At 43.4% G+C, this 15,590-nt stretch carries 14 protein-coding genes; 2 read left to right on the top strand and 12 right to left on the bottom strand.

Features of this window, described 5'->3' with window-relative positions:
* Positions 1-6 precede the first annotated feature (6 nt).
* From traJ to ACAM30_RS18930, 12 genes are all read right to left on the bottom strand, one after another.
* Positions 7-1,005: a conjugative transposon protein TraJ gene (gene traJ / locus ACAM30_RS18875; protein WP_369616103.1), complete on the bottom strand. Its 999-nt coding sequence runs from the start codon at positions 1,003-1,005 to the stop codon at positions 7-9.
* 2 nt (positions 1,006-1,007) lie between these two features.
* Complete coding sequence (locus tag ACAM30_RS18880) at positions 1,008-1,640, bottom strand: DUF4141 domain-containing protein (RefSeq protein ID WP_369616104.1); 633 nt, start codon at positions 1,638-1,640, stop codon at positions 1,008-1,010.
* An 18-nt stretch (positions 1,641-1,658) separates the two neighbouring features.
* Positions 1,659-4,172 carry a TraG family conjugative transposon ATPase gene (locus ACAM30_RS18885; protein ID WP_369616105.1) on the bottom strand — a complete coding sequence of 838 codons (2,514 nt, stop codon included), beginning with the start codon at positions 4,170-4,172 and terminating at the stop codon, positions 1,659-1,661.
* The gene (locus ACAM30_RS18890; RefSeq protein ID WP_369616106.1) at positions 4,169-4,501 is read right to left on the bottom strand and encodes a DUF4133 domain-containing protein; all 333 of its coding nucleotides are present in this window, start codon (positions 4,499-4,501) and stop codon (positions 4,169-4,171) included. The genes ACAM30_RS18885 and ACAM30_RS18890 overlap by 4 nt, the downstream gene beginning before the upstream one ends.
* A gap of 11 nt (positions 4,502-4,512) precedes the next feature.
* A complete protein-coding gene (locus tag ACAM30_RS18895) occupies positions 4,513-4,821 on the bottom strand; it encodes a DUF4134 domain-containing protein (RefSeq protein WP_369616107.1) in 309 nt (102 codons plus the stop codon).
* 210 nt (positions 4,822-5,031) lie between these two features.
* A complete protein-coding gene (locus ACAM30_RS18900; protein WP_369616108.1) occupies positions 5,032-6,891 on the bottom strand; it encodes a class I SAM-dependent DNA methyltransferase in 1,860 nt (619 codons plus the stop codon).
* Positions 6,888-7,628: a hypothetical protein gene (locus ACAM30_RS18905; protein WP_369616109.1), complete on the bottom strand. Its 741-nt coding sequence runs from the start codon at positions 7,626-7,628 to the stop codon at positions 6,888-6,890. The genes ACAM30_RS18900 and ACAM30_RS18905 overlap by 4 nt, the downstream gene beginning before the upstream one ends.
* Before the next feature lie 27 nt (positions 7,629-7,655).
* Positions 7,656-8,759, bottom strand: a complete 1,104-nt coding sequence (locus tag ACAM30_RS18910; protein WP_369616110.1) for a hypothetical protein — start codon at positions 8,757-8,759, stop codon at positions 7,656-7,658.
* A gap of 13 nt (positions 8,760-8,772) precedes the next feature.
* On the bottom strand, positions 8,773-11,073 hold the full coding sequence (locus ACAM30_RS18915; protein ID WP_369616111.1) for an ATP-binding protein: 2,301 nt from the start codon (positions 11,071-11,073) through the stop codon (positions 8,773-8,775).
* 295 nt (positions 11,074-11,368) lie between these two features.
* A complete protein-coding gene (locus ACAM30_RS18920) occupies positions 11,369-12,001 on the bottom strand; it encodes a conjugal transfer protein TraD (protein ID WP_369616112.1) in 633 nt (210 codons plus the stop codon).
* A 2-nt stretch (positions 12,002-12,003) separates the two neighbouring features.
* Positions 12,004-12,414: a DUF3408 domain-containing protein gene (locus ACAM30_RS18925; RefSeq protein WP_369616113.1), complete on the bottom strand. Its 411-nt coding sequence runs from the start codon at positions 12,412-12,414 to the stop codon at positions 12,004-12,006.
* Between the two features lie 4 nt (positions 12,415-12,418).
* Positions 12,419-13,186 (bottom strand): ParA family protein, encoded by a 768-nt coding sequence (locus ACAM30_RS18930; protein WP_369616114.1) that lies wholly within the window; start codon positions 13,184-13,186, stop codon positions 12,419-12,421.
* A gap of 693 nt (positions 13,187-13,879) precedes the next feature.
* On the opposite strand from ACAM30_RS18930, the gene mobA reads away from it, so the two are divergent.
* Together mobA and mobB are read left to right on the top strand one after the other, a co-directional pair.
* The gene (gene mobA / locus ACAM30_RS18935; protein ID WP_369616115.1) at positions 13,880-14,311 is read left to right on the top strand and encodes a conjugal transfer protein MobA; all 432 of its coding nucleotides are present in this window, start codon (positions 13,880-13,882) and stop codon (positions 14,309-14,311) included.
* Positions 14,308-15,588: a conjugal transfer protein MobB gene (gene mobB / locus ACAM30_RS18940; RefSeq protein WP_369616116.1), complete on the top strand. Its 1,281-nt coding sequence runs from the start codon at positions 14,308-14,310 to the stop codon at positions 15,586-15,588. The genes mobA and mobB overlap by 4 nt, the downstream gene beginning before the upstream one ends.
* Positions 15,589-15,590: the final 2 nt, after the last annotated feature.

The raw sequence follows: 15,590 nt of genomic DNA on the forward strand, positions 1-15,590 counted from the left end.
AGGTTATTAAGATCTGCTGATAAGCCTTCCTGCTATATTTCCTGCGGCGGAACCGGCGCCCGCTCCGGCGATGTTGCCCGCTTTCATGGCCGTCTGGCTCACATTGCGCATGAAATTGCCTCCGCCTCCGGCCTGGATGATCCAGCCTGTCACCGTCGGCACCGTGAAATAGCCCACAATGCCTATGATCATGAAAATCACGTAAACGGTGTTGGAAGTGTCGGGTATGAAGGACGGGTCCGAAAGCATCTCGATGTCCCTTTCAATGATCAGCGACTGGATGCGCGCCAGCATGGAACTGAAAAGGTCCGCTACGGGCAGCCACAGATAGACGCTGACATACCTGGTGATCCACTGGGTGAGCGTCGACTGGAAACCGTCCCAGACCGATATGGCAAAAGCGATCGGTCCAAGGATGGAAAGCACTATGAGGAAAAACGTCCGTATGGTATCGATCACCAGCGCAGCCGCCTGGAAAAGCACCTCCAGAAAGTTTCGGAACCACTCCTTTATAGCCTGTTCTATCTCATACGCCTTCCTGTCCATATACATTCCCGCCATGGTCCCGATGTCCGAGGGCGACCATCCCAGCTCGTCGAGCTTCTTGTCGAACTCCTCGTCGGAAGCCATATAGGAGGTTTCGGGATTGCGCACCATCGCCTCATATTCAAGCTGGTCCTTCTGCTGCTGCAGCCTGTTAAGGTCAAGAACCTGTCCCTGGAGCATTCCGTGGGTTCCGCTGACTATCGGACTCAGCACCGCATTGATGCTTCCCAGAACGATGCTCGGGAAGAACATGATGCACAGACCTAGCGCGAAGGGACGAAGCATCGGATAGGCATCAATGGGTTCCGCCCTTGCCAGCGCCTGCCAGACATGCAGTGCCACATAGAACAGGGCTCCAAGCCCTGCCAGCCCCTTCGCAACCGCCGCCATATCCCCCGCAAGGGGCATCATGTCATCGTAAAGCGAGCGGAGCACCTCATGGAGATTATTGAACTCCATGCCTACCAGTATTTCTGGCTGGAGGTACCGTACAGGTCAAGCACGCTTTTGGCGTCGTTTTTCTTTTTCGCCCTGAGATAGCTCACCGATATGTTCTTGTTGGTGTAGTACCGCACCAGGCTGTGGTATTCCTTGACTTCCTTATAGATTCTGTTGATCAGGTCCATGCGCTCCTTGTCATTCAGCGACAGGCTCGATGTGCTCACGATCTGTTTGAGTTCCTTCAAAAGCTCGGTGCTTTCTCCCAGAAGCGCCGTATACCCATTCCCGATGGCGATGAGCTCCTGCGGCGTAAAGTTGGGGTCATTGATCATCCTGCCGAAATTCTGCACGTAGATCTGCGATACATCGCCCACCAGAAGAACGGTCTGCTGCACCTTTCGTGCATCCTTCACCAGGTTGTTCACCGCCTGCAGCTTGTCGTAGTATTCCTTTCCCTGAGTGTAGACCTTCTGCACTTCCTTGAAGTTCTTCACTACATTGGAGACCGTCGAGGACGTCTGTATGATTTCATTGGCACTGTTGAGTATGCCCGAGGCCAGATTGGCCGGGTCTGTAACCACAAACTGCGCTTTTGCGCACGGCGCGGCGGCAAGCATGACTGCCGCAAACGCCATTGATAGCATCCTTTTCATTTTCTATAGTATTTTAGGTTATTGATTATTCTCGTTTTCCTTCTCCCGTCTCAGCTTCGCAATGTGCCTGATCGCGAGCTCGACGTTTCCGTCAAGTTCCGCCGCTGCCTGCATGACCTCCAGCTTCTCGGTTTCCTCGGTCGTGTAGGCCAGGTATTCCTCCAGGCTCACTTCGGTGGCATAGACCGCCGAATGCGTTCCCCCGAGCCCTATCCAGACTTCCTTGTAGAGACGAGAGGGATTGTTGTTCATATTGATCGAAAGCACCTGCGCCTTTTCCTTGTCGGTAAGCCCCAGCATCGCCTGTATGCCATCGAATTTGTTCATGTACTTGCGCTGGTCCAGAAGGATCTTGCAGTCGGAATTGTTGATGATGCTCTCCTTCACAATGGGAGATTTGATGATATCGTCCACTTCCTGCGTCACCACTATGGCCTCGCCGAAGAACTTGCGCACGGTCTTGAAAAGGTACTTGATGTACTCGGCCATCCCTTCCTTGGCGATCGCCTTCCAAGCCTCCTCGATTAGGATCAGCTTGCGCACCCCCTTCAGCCTTCGCATCTTGTTGATGAAGACCTCCATGATGATGATCGTCACGATGGGGAAAAGGATCTTGTGGTCCTTTATCGCATCGATTTCAAAAACGATGAAACGTTTGGCCAGCAGGTCCAGCTGCTTGTCCGAGTTCAGCAGGTAATCGTACTCGCCTCCCCTGTAATACGGCTCCAGCACGTTCAGAAAGTTGGCGATGTCAAAGTCCTTCTCGCGCACCTGCTTTTCTTTCAGGATTTCGTGGTAATCCCCCTTTACGTAGTCGTAGAATCCGTTGAAGGATGGAGCCCGTCCATTGGCCCTGAACCGCTCGATGTAGCCGTTCACAGCATTGGAAAGCGCTACTTCCTCCGAACGTGTCGGCGGCTCGTCATCCCGCTTCCACAGGGTCAATATCAGGGTTTTGATGCTTTCCCTTTTCTCTATGTCGAATACCCCGTCATCGGTATAGAAGGGGTTGAAGGCAATGGGATTGTCCTCCGTATAGGTGAAGTAGACACCGTCCTCCCCGCGGGTTCTGCTGTTGATCAGCCCGCACAGTCCCTGATAGGAATTTCCTGTATCCACCAGAAGCACATGCGCCCCCTGTTCGTAGTACTGCCTGACCATATGGTTGGTAAAGAAGGACTTTCCGCTTCCCGAAGGCCCGAGGATGAACTTGTTGCGGTTGGTGATGATCCCGCGCTTCATGGGCAGGTCCGAAATATCCAGATGGATCGGTCTGCCGGTGAGCCTGTCGGCCATCTTGATGCCGAACGTCGATGGCGAGCTGTGGTAGTTCGTTTCCTGTGTGAACAGGCAAAGCGCAGGCTCAATGAAGGTGTAGAAGCTTTCCTCGCTTGGGAAATCGCCCGCATTGCCCGGCATTCCCGCCCAGTACAGCGTCGCGGCGTCAGCCGTGTTGTGCCTCGGTTTGCATTCCATCAGCGCCAGGGCGCTGCTGCAGTCATTCTTGAGCTGTTTGAGCTCTGCGGGATCCTCCGACCATGCCATGATGTTGAAATGCGCCCTGATGGAGCTGAGCCCCAACGAATGCGCCTCGTTCAGGTATTTCTCTATCCATTCCCTGTTGATCTGGTTCGCCCTGCTGTAGCGTGCAAGGGAATGCATATTGCGCGCCGACTTCTCGAACTTCTGCAGGTTCTCCTCGCTGCTGTCCAGAAACAGGTACTGGTTGTAGATGTGGTTGCAGCCCAGAAGAAGGCCGACGGGAGCGGCAAAAGACAGGCGGCAGTCGCTGCGGTCAGTCGAGAGCTTCTCGTAGCGGGTATCTGATGCAACAGCCGCAGGGAGGTCGTCCGTATCGGAAAGCGTATGCAGCGAAAGCCTTTTCGAACCCACCCTAACCTGCTCAGCTCCCAGGGCGATATCTTCCAATGATGCGCCCTCCTCTTTGGAAAGGGTCAGGTACTGCTCCAGCAGTCCCTGCCTATGATCGGTTCCCGTTAGGTCTTCCTCCGTCAGCCTATTGAGCCTGACAAGCCCGCTGTCGTTGAGGATGCGCTCAAACTGCGCCACAGTCTCCATAAATCTCCTGACAACCTCTGGATCTCTGACTTCTTTCGGAATCAGCGTTCCCCTGCAGAGCGATGAGAAATTGCTCTGCATCCTCATCCTTTCCCGTGTGGTCTTGGTCAGGAACAGATAGCAGCAGTGGTTCAGGAACGGGCGTTCGTTGAAATGCCTTTCGAAGCTTCTTGCAAGGAAACTCTGCTCCTGCCCCTCCATATCCGGATTGTAGTTTTCCTTGACATACCAGTCCTGCTTATGCACGACCGTAAAATCAGGCAGGGTCTTCACCGCCTTGTGCCAGGCGGAATGGATGGCCTCATACTCTGCCGATCCCGCAGTAAAAAGCTCCGGAAGGGATACGGCAAAGCAGGCCGTGACATCTCCATCCTTGGAGATGATGCAGTTCTGCTCCACCGCCAGAAGGGGTAATCTGCTCTCCAGCGTTGCCGTCTTTGACGAATTCCTCATAAGGCGGCGGATTTAGCTGAACATTTCAAACATCTTCGTACCGGCCTGCGGCACACGATGTAGCGCGGATGCCTTTTTCGCGCGGCTATCTTCATCAGCCCATGCTCCCCATACTTCCTGTTCAGGGAAAAGGTCTGCCAGATGATCAATGCCGCTCCGCCGCTTCCCAGCAGCAGGCAGAAATAGGAATTGGCTCCCGCCATGTAGAGTATCATCACAAGGATGAGCGTGCCGAGCAGCCCGCCTGCGAAGATGAACAGGTACTGCGCTTTGAGCCCCCTGAATTCAACGGTCCTGCCGATGCCTTTGTTGATGTTGTAAGCACTCATTTCGCACTTATTTAAAGGAAGAACGATCGCAGGATCGTGGCCGCAACAATCAGAAAGATGCACGCCCCGAACCAGCTGGCGGCGGTTTTGCTGGTGTCGGGGTCACCGCTGCTGAATTTGTTGTACACCTTAACTCCCCCAATCAGCCCGACCACCGCCCCTATGGCGTAGATCAGCTGGGTCGCAGGATCAAAATAAGAGGTCACCATCTGGGTGGCCTCCGTAATCCCGGCAGTGCCGTTTCCCTGCGCGGCTGCGCCAATGCCTGCCAGCACCATCAGGGATGCCGAAAGCAGTTTTTTTTTTCTCTGTTTTTCCATAACCAAACACTTTTGAATTGTCGTTTCCCGCCGAGTGCGGGCTTTGGAGCAAAGGTGTTGTAGAAACAGAGGCACTGCTGAAAACTGAAAGCGAAAGGAACTCTTTGGCTTTTATTGGCTATTTAAATGGCTATTTTGGATATGAAAAAGAAAGCCCTCTTTCCTAGCGTAGGAAAGAGGGCTTTCAAAATATGTTTTTTTCTTAGCTTCTCAATTCAAAATCTGTTCATCGCATAGATGTACATCATAAAAGTCTTCAAGAAAGTGATCAACCACATGTTTATCCTGTTCATTAATCAAGAAATCAATCTGCTCTTCCGAAAAATTAGGAATTCCAAAGTTCTTGATATAGTTGCCGTTCAATGAATAATAATTTGAAGTATAAGGCTTGCTTGTAGTTTTGATATAGTACCAAAATATTCGCGATTCCATTATCTTTTTTATAAGAAGCATTTCTTCCTCGGAATGGCCTATAATTGCCTGACCATTGTAGAAAAGCAGGTCATTATCATTGCTTATGATGTAACTTGGAACTATATCGGAAAACTTTGGAAAAAACAGCTTATTGCCCATTTTCTCCAAAGACTGGGTTCTTCCAAATGCAAACCACTTCTCATATTTTCCATAGCCTTTGTCCCTGGTCGCTAAAATACTCTTTTTATTCAGCAGATAGTTATAAGCCATGGGAAAACACTCTTTTAAAAAGTCTTCCTCCATTATCTTTGGCCTGTCGTCATCACTATAGGGAAAAAGAACCTTTTCGATGGCTTGGTCAATATCAACGCTTCTGCTCAGTTTATTCGAATTGAAGATATCCCTGCAGATTCCCTTTTCAATTGGATACAGATTTCCATTCTGCAGGTAGTAGAAGTCCTCGTCTTCAGCCACCGGCCTAAATATATAAAGGTCATTCTTAAGCGTAGCGATTCCGTGCCTTGTTTTGTAGATCTGCCCAAGCGGCCTTCCCGTCGCTTCTATCTTGGAAATGAGCTCGTTGTTATTCAAATTCCATCCGCTCCTTGCGTTTAGGGAGTTATAATTTATTCTAATGTAATCAGTTCTAAGTATTGGCATTTCTCTCTCAATAGACTTATAGTATTCAACAAATTCTTGCTGCCTATTTTCGAGAAAGCATATGCAGGTATATGTACTTTTCGGCTGGAATATCTGAAGCGTGCCAAAGTCAATAATCTTCACAGCCACATTATTTTCCTCAAAATAGGATCTTAGTGCCCTGCCGTTTAGGCTCTTGAAAAAAGAATTCATTGTAATATAGCCCAAGATTCCGTTCGGTGCCAAGCTTTCAAAACCAATTTGGAAAAATGGAATATACAGATCGGGGTTACCGGATGCGCATACGGCCCAATTCTGCAGGTTCTCCTTTACAGCATCTTCCAAGTTTCGGCCGCGAACGTAAGGCGGATTTCCCACAATTATTTGAAATCCTTCAAAGTTTGGATACACATTATTCCAGTCAAAAATCAAAGTGTCACCCTGATGTATATTAAAATGGAATTCTTCTATGTCTTCTCCTTCCGATATTGCTAAAAGGCTTAAAAGCAATTTGCTTCTCGTAACCGAGTATTCCTGAATATCAAGTCCAAAAATCTGATTTTGGTATATATGCTCGTAACTATTTTGTGTTCTCCTTTTCAATTCTTTTGCTGAAGTGTAAAGAAAACCTCCGCAACCGCATGAAATGTCCGAAATTTTAATATTCGCCAACTGTCCTTCTATCTCATGTATCGACTGCTCAACAATATAATCACGAATATCTACAGGAGTATAGATGGCGCCATTAACAATTCTATCCGATGGAGAAATAACAAACTCGAAAAGCTCGATTAGCTTCTCGATTTCAAAAGTATGAAGTTCGCCGTTAATGATCTCAATGAATTTACCTAGCGCATCCCATTGCTCTTGTTGCTCTTGTGTAATAGAATACTCTATCAAAAAACGGTTCTGACGAACTGTTAATTGATTAATTACTAAAAAAGCAGACACGATTAGCCTATCAACTTTTAGCGGATCTGTTGAATAACTTTTTAAGTATCTGAATATATTTCTCATGTAAAAATTGGACAAATATCGTTAATAGGGCTCCACGTAATATTATCTGGAGCAAAAGGTTTCCACTGGTTCGCTAACGTATGAAAATAAGGTTTCCATATTGCATGCTGATAATTCTCTTGCAGTTTTACGTATTCCCTTTCGGCTTTCAGACTTTCAAATGCTAATGGGAAAAAATTAGAGGTAAGAAAGCCGATTCCTAATATAAAATCAATTGGTTTATGCATAATCCTTGGAGTATCAATATAGAATAAATCTCCTAAATTCGGATTATTGGATTTTGTTGGGTTGAAATTATACTGCAAATGATAAATTGGATGAGGCTCTTTAGTGTCTGCTTGGCCTATATGTTTGTCGATGTGAAAACCAAAATGATAAGTTCTTAGACCTACGCCTTTTATCATCACATTGTATGCTAGCTCAATAAATGGATCACGAAATGTATTCCAATCTTCTATTTTGGCACGCAATTTCATATTTAATATAACTTCACCTTTAGTAATATCTTGAGGTTTTACATGGCTTAAAGTATCTAAGGGCATTTTAAAATTCACGATATCATATCCCCAAATGTTTTCATTTGTTGACCCATCTTTTAGAACTGGAATAAATTCCTTATTTTGAAGTTGTGAAATTACAGATTCCAGGGCGGAGGTGTTCACATCTCCACCAACAACCCTCGTCAGTACCTGGCTTAATTGTCTTAGATCTTTAGCCCTTTCATTTCTGAAACTCATATTTCTATTGTTTACGGCCATATTTTATCAACTATTTTTACGTTCTTCAATCCTATCCGTTTCTGAATAATGCGGTTCAATTCCTTTTTCTATACCTAATCTTTCGACTACAGCATAAAAAGAAATATACTTCGGTTCCTGCCATGCTTTCAATTCATGTGATAATTTAACTCTAAATCCCTCTAAAGGGTCTAAAGGACATTTTGTAGCTTCACAAATGGTCCAAAATTCACTGCTGGTATTTAGGTCAATAGGTTTAGCAGCTACTAAACCTCCTATCATAAGCACTTCAGATAGAATCGCAACTCTTTCTTCAGCTTTTAAAAATGAAAAGTTTTTGCCCGAAATGTCTTTCAATTTAGAATTTACCAGATCAGCCCACCATCTATTCCATCCGCTAGAAAAAACACCTTTATATTTGCAGTCATCGAATTTTGACAATAATTCCGCCCAGCTGTCTCCACTTGCTTTTATGTCAACTCCAAATCTGGCCGCTAGAATAGTTTCTTTGATTAGAGGATTGGTAGAATGAAACAAAGTTTTTACGGTAAAGTGCGCATAATCATAAGCTACATTAATATCCTGACTGTAAAAACGCTCAAATATCCGCTGGTCCAGATTTTTTAAATCCTCCCTTTGGAAAACACTGCTCAAATTATCTGCATCAAAGGGCAATGTTTTATAATCCTCAGCCAAAGCTTTTAATTTTATTGAAAATCTATCATAATCAGGCTTTTCGGATTTCCTAAATGTGTAATCGAATAGGTCGTGACTTGTCTTATCTGATTTGTAGGTTTCCTTTATATTATCCAAAGTCGAACAAAGAACGATCGGAAAAGAAGGAATCTCCCGCCTAGCGCATATCGCTCGCAACTCTGCGCTTATGGAGATGGCACTATACTTTAATCTGTTAGGCCCTTCTCCATCCAATCTCAAGTCAATCAATAATCCATCAAAATTCTCGTCTACTATTTTGCTCTTAATGAGTTCTTCCAAATCGGAAAAATTCATTCCTTTAGTAATTAAAAGCTGATGAACTTCTACCAATCCAGTGTCATTAAAACCATGAATTAAAGAAGTTATCGACACATCATTTTCATCGTCAACGTATATATATTTTGGCCTAGACATAATTTATATTTTATTATTTTTTTGGAATTTCTATTCTAAAAGTTGTTGTATATCCATCCGTGGGAGAAGACACATAAATTTCTCCATTGTAAAATTCGATAATATCCCTAACGATCTTCAAACCTAATCCCGTTCCAGTAAGAGCTGTTGCATCATCGGCTGTATGGTTCGAAGCTGTAGATGTAGTGTAAAAAGGCATAAATATTAATTCCTCAGTTCCTTTGATAATGCCATTCCCATTATCTGAAAATTCAAGAAAAACGTATTTATCGTCCTTACCGCACCTGATAAATATCTTGCCATCAGCTGTTGATCTTTTTATAGCTTTTTTTGAGTTGGTATACAAATTAAATAATATGGAAGCCCATTCTGATGGATGCATAGGGATGGTAAACAAATCATACCCCTCATATTTAGTAGGAACCAATTCAATGGATGCTCTCTTCAAATCATTCGTTATCACGATTTCAAAGTTTCTAACCACATCTCTTAGTTCAATAGGTTCCAATTCACGATGAACATTTCTTGAGATTGTCTTATCGAAATATGAAGTGTAAGCGCTAAATGATCTGACATTTGTTTCCAACAATTCAGTTCTTTCATATACTTCCTTATAATCTTTAACGGCATTTTTCAAGAAACGGATATCAGCGTCAAATCCCGGTAAAAATCGTTGAACTTCATGTACAAATTCACCGATGACTAAACCAAGTCCGGCAAGAATTCTTAGCATATTATTCTCATCGATCAACTCCTGTTTTTGACTCTTTTCTTCTTCCCTTGCCTGTTTCAAATCAAGAATAATCTGATTGGCTTCATCACTAGTTATTCTGCCAGAAATCTTTTGTTCCGGATTTTTATCATCTGCATCAGGATCTTTAAACAGGGCTTCAATTTTCTGTATCGCAGTATCCACCTTGTCAGACGGATCTTCCTTTTTGTATCCCTTTTGACCAGCGGTCACCTTTCTTCCTCTCAATGCGTGAATTTTCATTACGGCACTTGTTAAAGAACGATAAACAAAATTTACTAATTCATTTAAGTACTCGTTCTCGACTAAACCTTCACGACTTGAGGTTTCTTCAAAATTTTCACCTAGATCGTTGAGTTCTACAAATCCAAAGAAGTTTCTGTTTGGATGTTGAGCCAAGATTATATTTCTATTATTTGATTTATCTAGACCTAGCCAGTCATCGCTTTCCTCGCCATATGGCAGTACTCGAAAACCATTGCGGTATAATCTTATCCCGCCTTTTTCGTATAAGAGCTCCTTTATGAATGTGAATGTTCCAGGTGCAAAAAGCTTAGCATCAAATAGAAAATAATATGCTTTGAAATGAACCCCTTTTATTAGATTGAAAGGCGTTGTCGTATCGTCTTTATCTTTTCCACCATTTCCAATTAAATAAATTTCCTTCGGAAAACTCAGTTTATCACTTTTTAATGACCAGTGCCCCTGTCCATCTTCACTGACATGGCCCTCAATTTCAGCCAAGGCATGTGAAAAGATTGCTTTCTCTTCATCTACGATTGCAGTTTTAAATCCATTGTCGTTTCGATAATAATTACTTTTGAAGCCTTCATCTATAGAGTTTTCTTTTTCCTCTTCTTTCTTTTTAGATAAAGGGAAGGGCTGCAGTAATTCAGAAGTATAACGATAAACCCTTTTAATCATATTGTCTGACCATCCTTCTCTAAGTTCTTCGATAATTAACGTAGTGCCATAATCTCTGACTTTCGGAACTAAATCAACCGAATTGGATATAGCAAGTAAGTTTTTATCAGTAGCGAACTCTTCCCAATTTACAATAACTTTCAAAGCTTCTTGTGAATGTTTTGTTTGTGTTATGATTGTCAGTTTTTTTCCAAGTCGCTGAGTAGCAAATCTACCAATACCCTTCTTACCTGCTTTTTGGCGTTTGTATTTATCAGAAACCGGATTATGAATTTTATCAGAAGATGACAATCTCATAAAACCGTTAACCAGCTGTTCCCGGTTCATTCCATGTCCATTGTCCTCTATAGTTAATGTCCCACCTTTATTCCAAGCATTTTCAAACATTAAATCAACTATCGTTGCATCCGCATCATAAGCATTTTTTATAAGCTCTGAAACTGCTGTTTCTTGCTTTCCAACCAGTTCTTTACCTAATCTGTTTATTATCCCTGCATCAACTGAAAATCTTACTACAGACTCATCTAAAGTAGCAATTTCATTAGATAAAGAAATAATTAAATTATTATCCGAGTTTGGTTTCGCTATTTCTTCAGATAATCTTTTTTTAATTTCCGAAATTTTATTTACATTATCCATGAATTATTGTCCATTGTTATTGATTAAATCTGTGGATGCAACTCGCAGTTGGTCTGCATGCTCAGCTAACGCATTTAAGCAAGGGTATATCAACGGTGCGCCAACTACAAATCTCTGCTTCATTTCTAAAGTTTTTATGCTAACCACTTACTACTCACATTTTTCTCCGCAAGCATTAATTTTAATCTATTAATTGCTTTTTTTGTCATTAAAATTGCATATCGCGTAAAGATATTGATTTTTTTTTTCTTGCACCACTCAGTAACTTTTATTGCAGCAAAAAAGGGAGCCCGCCTTACGCAAACTCCCTAATATCGAAATCATTTGGATCACTTTTTTCTTCCGTTAAAGTAGATTTTTTATTTATGGAAGAAAGCCTCCCGTCCAAGAGCTCTGCCATTTTTCGAGAAGCATCTTCCATGGAATTTTCCAGTAGGTTGAATAATTCAGTTCCTTGTATTTTCTGAATCAACGCTGCTGCTGTTTCCTTTTGGGATGGCTCCAGGCTTTCCTCCTGCAGCATCATCCCCACTGAGCTTAATTCTTCGAAGGTAACCCCTTGGGCAAAACCGCTATTCCCTATGGAAATTCCAAAACTATTCCGCTCTTCCTCCTCATCCTCCAAATCAGGCAAATAATCATTTGCATCATCGAGCTTGACCTCCCAATCTGTTTGGTGTTGTTCCCCGCTGATTTCTGGATCAAAATTATGCGCTTCATCTCTTGCTGCCTTAATATGGCAGCCATTGGCATCGTGCGGCGTTAGAAGGCTCTTGAATTCCCTAGTAAGTCCCATTAGATCCGGAAGATTCCTGCTTCGTTTATCAAATCCTGTTTTTTTTTCAGCATTCGATATCCTTCCCTGAAATTTATCATGCAAAAGCAGCATTATGATGATAAGCAGACATATCACAATTAAAGCTTCCATTCCTACATTATTGGTTTATACTTGTCATTAAAACTTGCGATGATACGATCGCCGAATTCCTGAAAATGATGTTCAAGCAGATTGTCCAAGTATCCGTAAATAGTTATTTTGTCCTCTCCAATCACCTGTACGATCCGCGTCAGCCTCTCATGAAAATCGGGCCGTATGTAGACAGTCTTGCCATTGCGGGCATTGGTCTCGGGTCTTCTGAAAAAGATAGCCTCATAATCGCAGTGGTCCTTTTTTTTCTTGTCGCGCCCAATCGCGCCTGGCTTTTCTGTCGGGGCGACTGCCTCTCCAATCTTTTTATCCTCCAGCCGTATTCCATCTTTCTTAACCCCATCGGCCATAAGGCTCATCATCAGCTCTTCATTGATTTCATTGCTGTCCCTTTCGATATTTTCTTTTCCCATCTCCTCAAGAATTTACTACTTCCAAAAATTCTGTAATAAACTGGTCCATTCGGCATGCCTTCATTAACCGCTCGTCCGCAGGCAGTAAAGTGGAACGGAAAACCGTCTTGGCTGCAGCCTCACTTTCCTTTCGGAACCTGGTGCTGTTCATGACCTGCGTGCGCATAACTTTCAATCCCAGTTCGCCGATAAGCTTGCTGTACAAGTCGTAAAGAGGAGAACGTTCACGGCCGTCTACCTGATTCCAAAACAGAATTATGCTTTTAATCGACGTGCTTCCTTTCTTCATTACAACATCCTTCATCAGCTGCGTAAATACCAGCGAGCTCTCCATTACCACACGATCGGCAGTGATCGGGGTGAAAATATGATGCATGCCCGCAAGTGCCTTCAAAATCCCGGGTGTGTTTACTGTGCCAGGAAGATCAAAAAAAACAAAATCAAACCGAAGGTCTGATGATTCCAAAAACTCGATCGCTGCCTGCACGACCCCTTCCGCCTTATGCTCAATGATGGGATACGCTTTTTTGTTAATCGCCGTAAACTGTCTGAATGCCGTCTTTTTGAGAAACTCATTTTCCATAACCATTCCCAGATCCCGACTCTTCATTTTCACAAGGCTGTACTGCGGGAAGTCCGCATCAAATACTGCAACATTAAAACCCAGACGATAATGCAGTTCACTTGCTGCCAGGGCAGTAAAAGTCGATTTTCCCACACCTCCTTTTTGGGAGGAAAAAGCTATAAATTTTGTTTTGTTTTCCGTTTCCATAATTTTCTATGATGAATTGTTTTTAATAATGTGCGGCTATGTAAAGGCGGGCAGAACTTAATATGCACACTGGCGGGTATGCATAAACTTTAATTGGTGCAGATTCCGGCAGCTATCTGCGCTAACAATTATTTGAGCACACAGTTGCTGCCATAAAAAATCTTATAGCTGCATCTGCATATCTTTTTATAATCGACTGCATAGAAAAAGCTGCACATAATTGCAGGAGCTCGGCTTTAGCTATGGTAACATCTCCGTGTCCAGGCATTGATAAAAGCATACAAGTACGTAACAGCATAACTACGTCTGTACACCGGTTTGTACAGGCAAAGAAATGCACAGATAAGCTTGAATATTTGCCAAGAGAGTGCCTTGGCTTCCATTGTCACAGTTTGGCGCGAGTATTAGATATTATGGAGCAGCAAAGAGTCTTTTACTTTGTATTATCCAAGTGGGCAGCCAATTACAGTAGCATGAAAGAAACCTTGGGGACTGGCATCTGCAGCTGGATGTTTCTCCCTCTCTACATGAAAGCCGTCCCGAAGGGCGGATTTTTAGTGTTCTCCAGAACACGGCAAGTTGTGTTTTGAGGCACTCGAAATTCGAATGGTGCCCCAAAACAACTTGCCCTGCCGGGGGCCGGAAAACCCTTCCGAAGTCAGGGTTTTTAATTACGATAAAAGATTAAATATTATGAATGGAGACAAAAATGAAGAACGCAAAAAACTGGGGCGCACGCCAAAAGCGGAACCGAGAATACACCGTCATGTTTTTCGACTGACAGACAGGGAGAACGCAAAACTGCTTTCTCTTTTTGAAATATCCGGCATGGATAATAAGGCAAAATTTATAGCCGCCAGACTGTTCGAAAAGGAAATCAGGACGATAAATATTGACAAGGGAACCATTGACTTTTACATGCGTCTGACCACTTTCTATGCGCAGTTCCGATCCATCGGAGTGAACTACAACCAGCTTGTGAAACTCCTGTACAGACATTTTTCGGAGAAAAAAGCGGCTGCATATCTCTATAAATTAGAAAAACAGACGGCTGAAATGGCTTCCTTATTTCAGAAGATCCTGCAGCTAAGCCAGGAGTTTGAAGAAAAATTCATTAAAAAATGATAGCAAAAATTGGCAGAAGCGGCAATTTATACGGCGCATTGGCTTACAATCAGCAGAAAGTAGAAAATAAGAACGCTAAGATTCTTTCATTTAGCAGAATAATCGAAACCCCGGATGCCCATTATTCTGCTGCCCAGCTGATGCAGTCTTTTGCGCCTTATCTTATTGCCAATCGAAACACAGAAAAACATACGCTGCATATATCTCTAAATCCAGATCCAAAAGATCAGGTCAGCGACAGCAGGTATATCGAAATGGCCGATCAGTATATGCGTGAAATGGGCTACGGGCAACAGCCTTACGTGGTCTTTAAGCATACCGATATCGAACGCAGCCACATCCATATTGTGTCAGTATGTGTTGACGAGCAGGGAAAAAAAATATCGGACAGCTATGAGAAGATGCGCTCTATGAAGCTCTGCCGTGAACTGGAAACCAAATATGGGCTGATACCGGTTGCTGCGGACAAGCCTAAACATGAAAATATGATTTTCCAGGCTGTTGACTACAAGAAAGGAAACATTAAAAGCCAGATGGCTTCAGTTGTTAGATACCTGCCGCAGTATTACAGTTATCAGAGCCTGGGAGAATATAATGCGCTTCTGTCGCTGTTCAATATACAGGCCCAGAAATTAGAAGTTGAACATAGCGGAATAATGCGGCAGGGATTGCTGTATGCTCCGTTGGATGGAAAAGGTGAAAAAGCCGGGCATCCGATCAAAGCTTCATTATTTGGAAAAAAAGCAGGAATGGCCGGCTTGGAGCTGCATTTTGGCACCAGCAGAAAACTGATGGACGGGCATCCTGCGAAAAAAGCAATAAAGGCTGCCATAACAGATTCCTTCAATTCAGCAAAGGACGAGCAGAATTTTATTGAAATTCTTGGAAAGCATGGCATTAACGTTATGGTTCGGCGAAATGATGCGGGAAGAATTTACGGTATGACCTTTGTTGACCATAACTCAAAGACAGTTTGGAACGGCTCCCGTTTGGGCAAGGAATTCTCAGCCAATATTTTTAACAACTGCTGGAACAGCGGAATTAAAACTGAAATGAACAATAGCAATAGCCAATTGAAGGCTCATTCCCTAAACAGACAGAATCAGGATATGCCTGCAGAGAAGCCGCATCAGCTCTTTAGTTTCATTGATGCCGTCAAAAAGACCGAAAATATATTTGACGTTTTCGCAGGACTTCTTCCAATTAATCCCGACAGCGGCCTTAATGATTATACTGAACCTATATTTAAGAAAAAAATCAGGCGCAGAAAGAAATAGCG

This window comes from Flavobacterium sp. CFS9, assembly GCF_041154745.1.
GTDB lineage: Bacteria > Bacteroidota > Bacteroidia > Flavobacteriales > Flavobacteriaceae > Flavobacterium.

Bases quoted from the DNA above. Each gene is read 5' to 3' on its own strand.
- ACAM30_RS18910 (WP_369616110.1), bottom strand. From the start codon at position 8,759: ATGTCTAGGCCAAAATATATATACGTTGACGATGAAAATGATGTGTCG.
- mobA (WP_369616115.1), top strand. From the start codon at position 13,880: ATGAATGGAGACAAAAATGAAGAACGCAAAAAACTGGGGCGCACGCCA.
- ACAM30_RS18890 (WP_369616106.1), bottom strand. From the start codon at position 4,501: ATGAGTGCTTACAACATCAACAAAGGCATCGGCAGGACCGTTGAATTC.
- ACAM30_RS18925 (WP_369616113.1), bottom strand. From the start codon at position 12,414: ATGGGAAAAGAAAATATCGAAAGGGACAGCAATGAAATCAATGAAGAG.
- traJ (WP_369616103.1), bottom strand. From the start codon at position 1,005: ATGGAGTTCAATAATCTCCATGAGGTGCTCCGCTCGCTTTACGATGAC.
- ACAM30_RS18900 (WP_369616108.1), bottom strand. From the start codon at position 6,891: ATGAGAAATATATTCAGATACTTAAAAAGTTATTCAACAGATCCGCTA.
- ACAM30_RS18905 (WP_369616109.1), bottom strand. From the start codon at position 7,628: ATGAGTTTCAGAAATGAAAGGGCTAAAGATCTAAGACAATTAAGCCAG.
- mobB (WP_369616116.1), top strand. From the start codon at position 14,308: ATGATAGCAAAAATTGGCAGAAGCGGCAATTTATACGGCGCATTGGCT.
- ACAM30_RS18880 (WP_369616104.1), bottom strand. From the start codon at position 1,640: ATGAAAAGGATGCTATCAATGGCGTTTGCGGCAGTCATGCTTGCCGCC.
- ACAM30_RS18920 (WP_369616112.1), bottom strand. From the start codon at position 12,001: ATGGAAGCTTTAATTGTGATATGTCTGCTTATCATCATAATGCTGCTT.
- ACAM30_RS18930 (WP_369616114.1), bottom strand. From the start codon at position 13,186: ATGGAAACGGAAAACAAAACAAAATTTATAGCTTTTTCCTCCCAAAAA.
- ACAM30_RS18895 (WP_369616107.1), bottom strand. From the start codon at position 4,821: ATGGAAAAACAGAGAAAAAAAAAACTGCTTTCGGCATCCCTGATGGTG.
- ACAM30_RS18885 (WP_369616105.1), bottom strand. From the start codon at position 4,172: ATGAGGAATTCGTCAAAGACGGCAACGCTGGAGAGCAGATTACCCCTT.
- ACAM30_RS18915 (WP_369616111.1), bottom strand. From the start codon at position 11,073: ATGGATAATGTAAATAAAATTTCGGAAATTAAAAAAAGATTATCTGAA.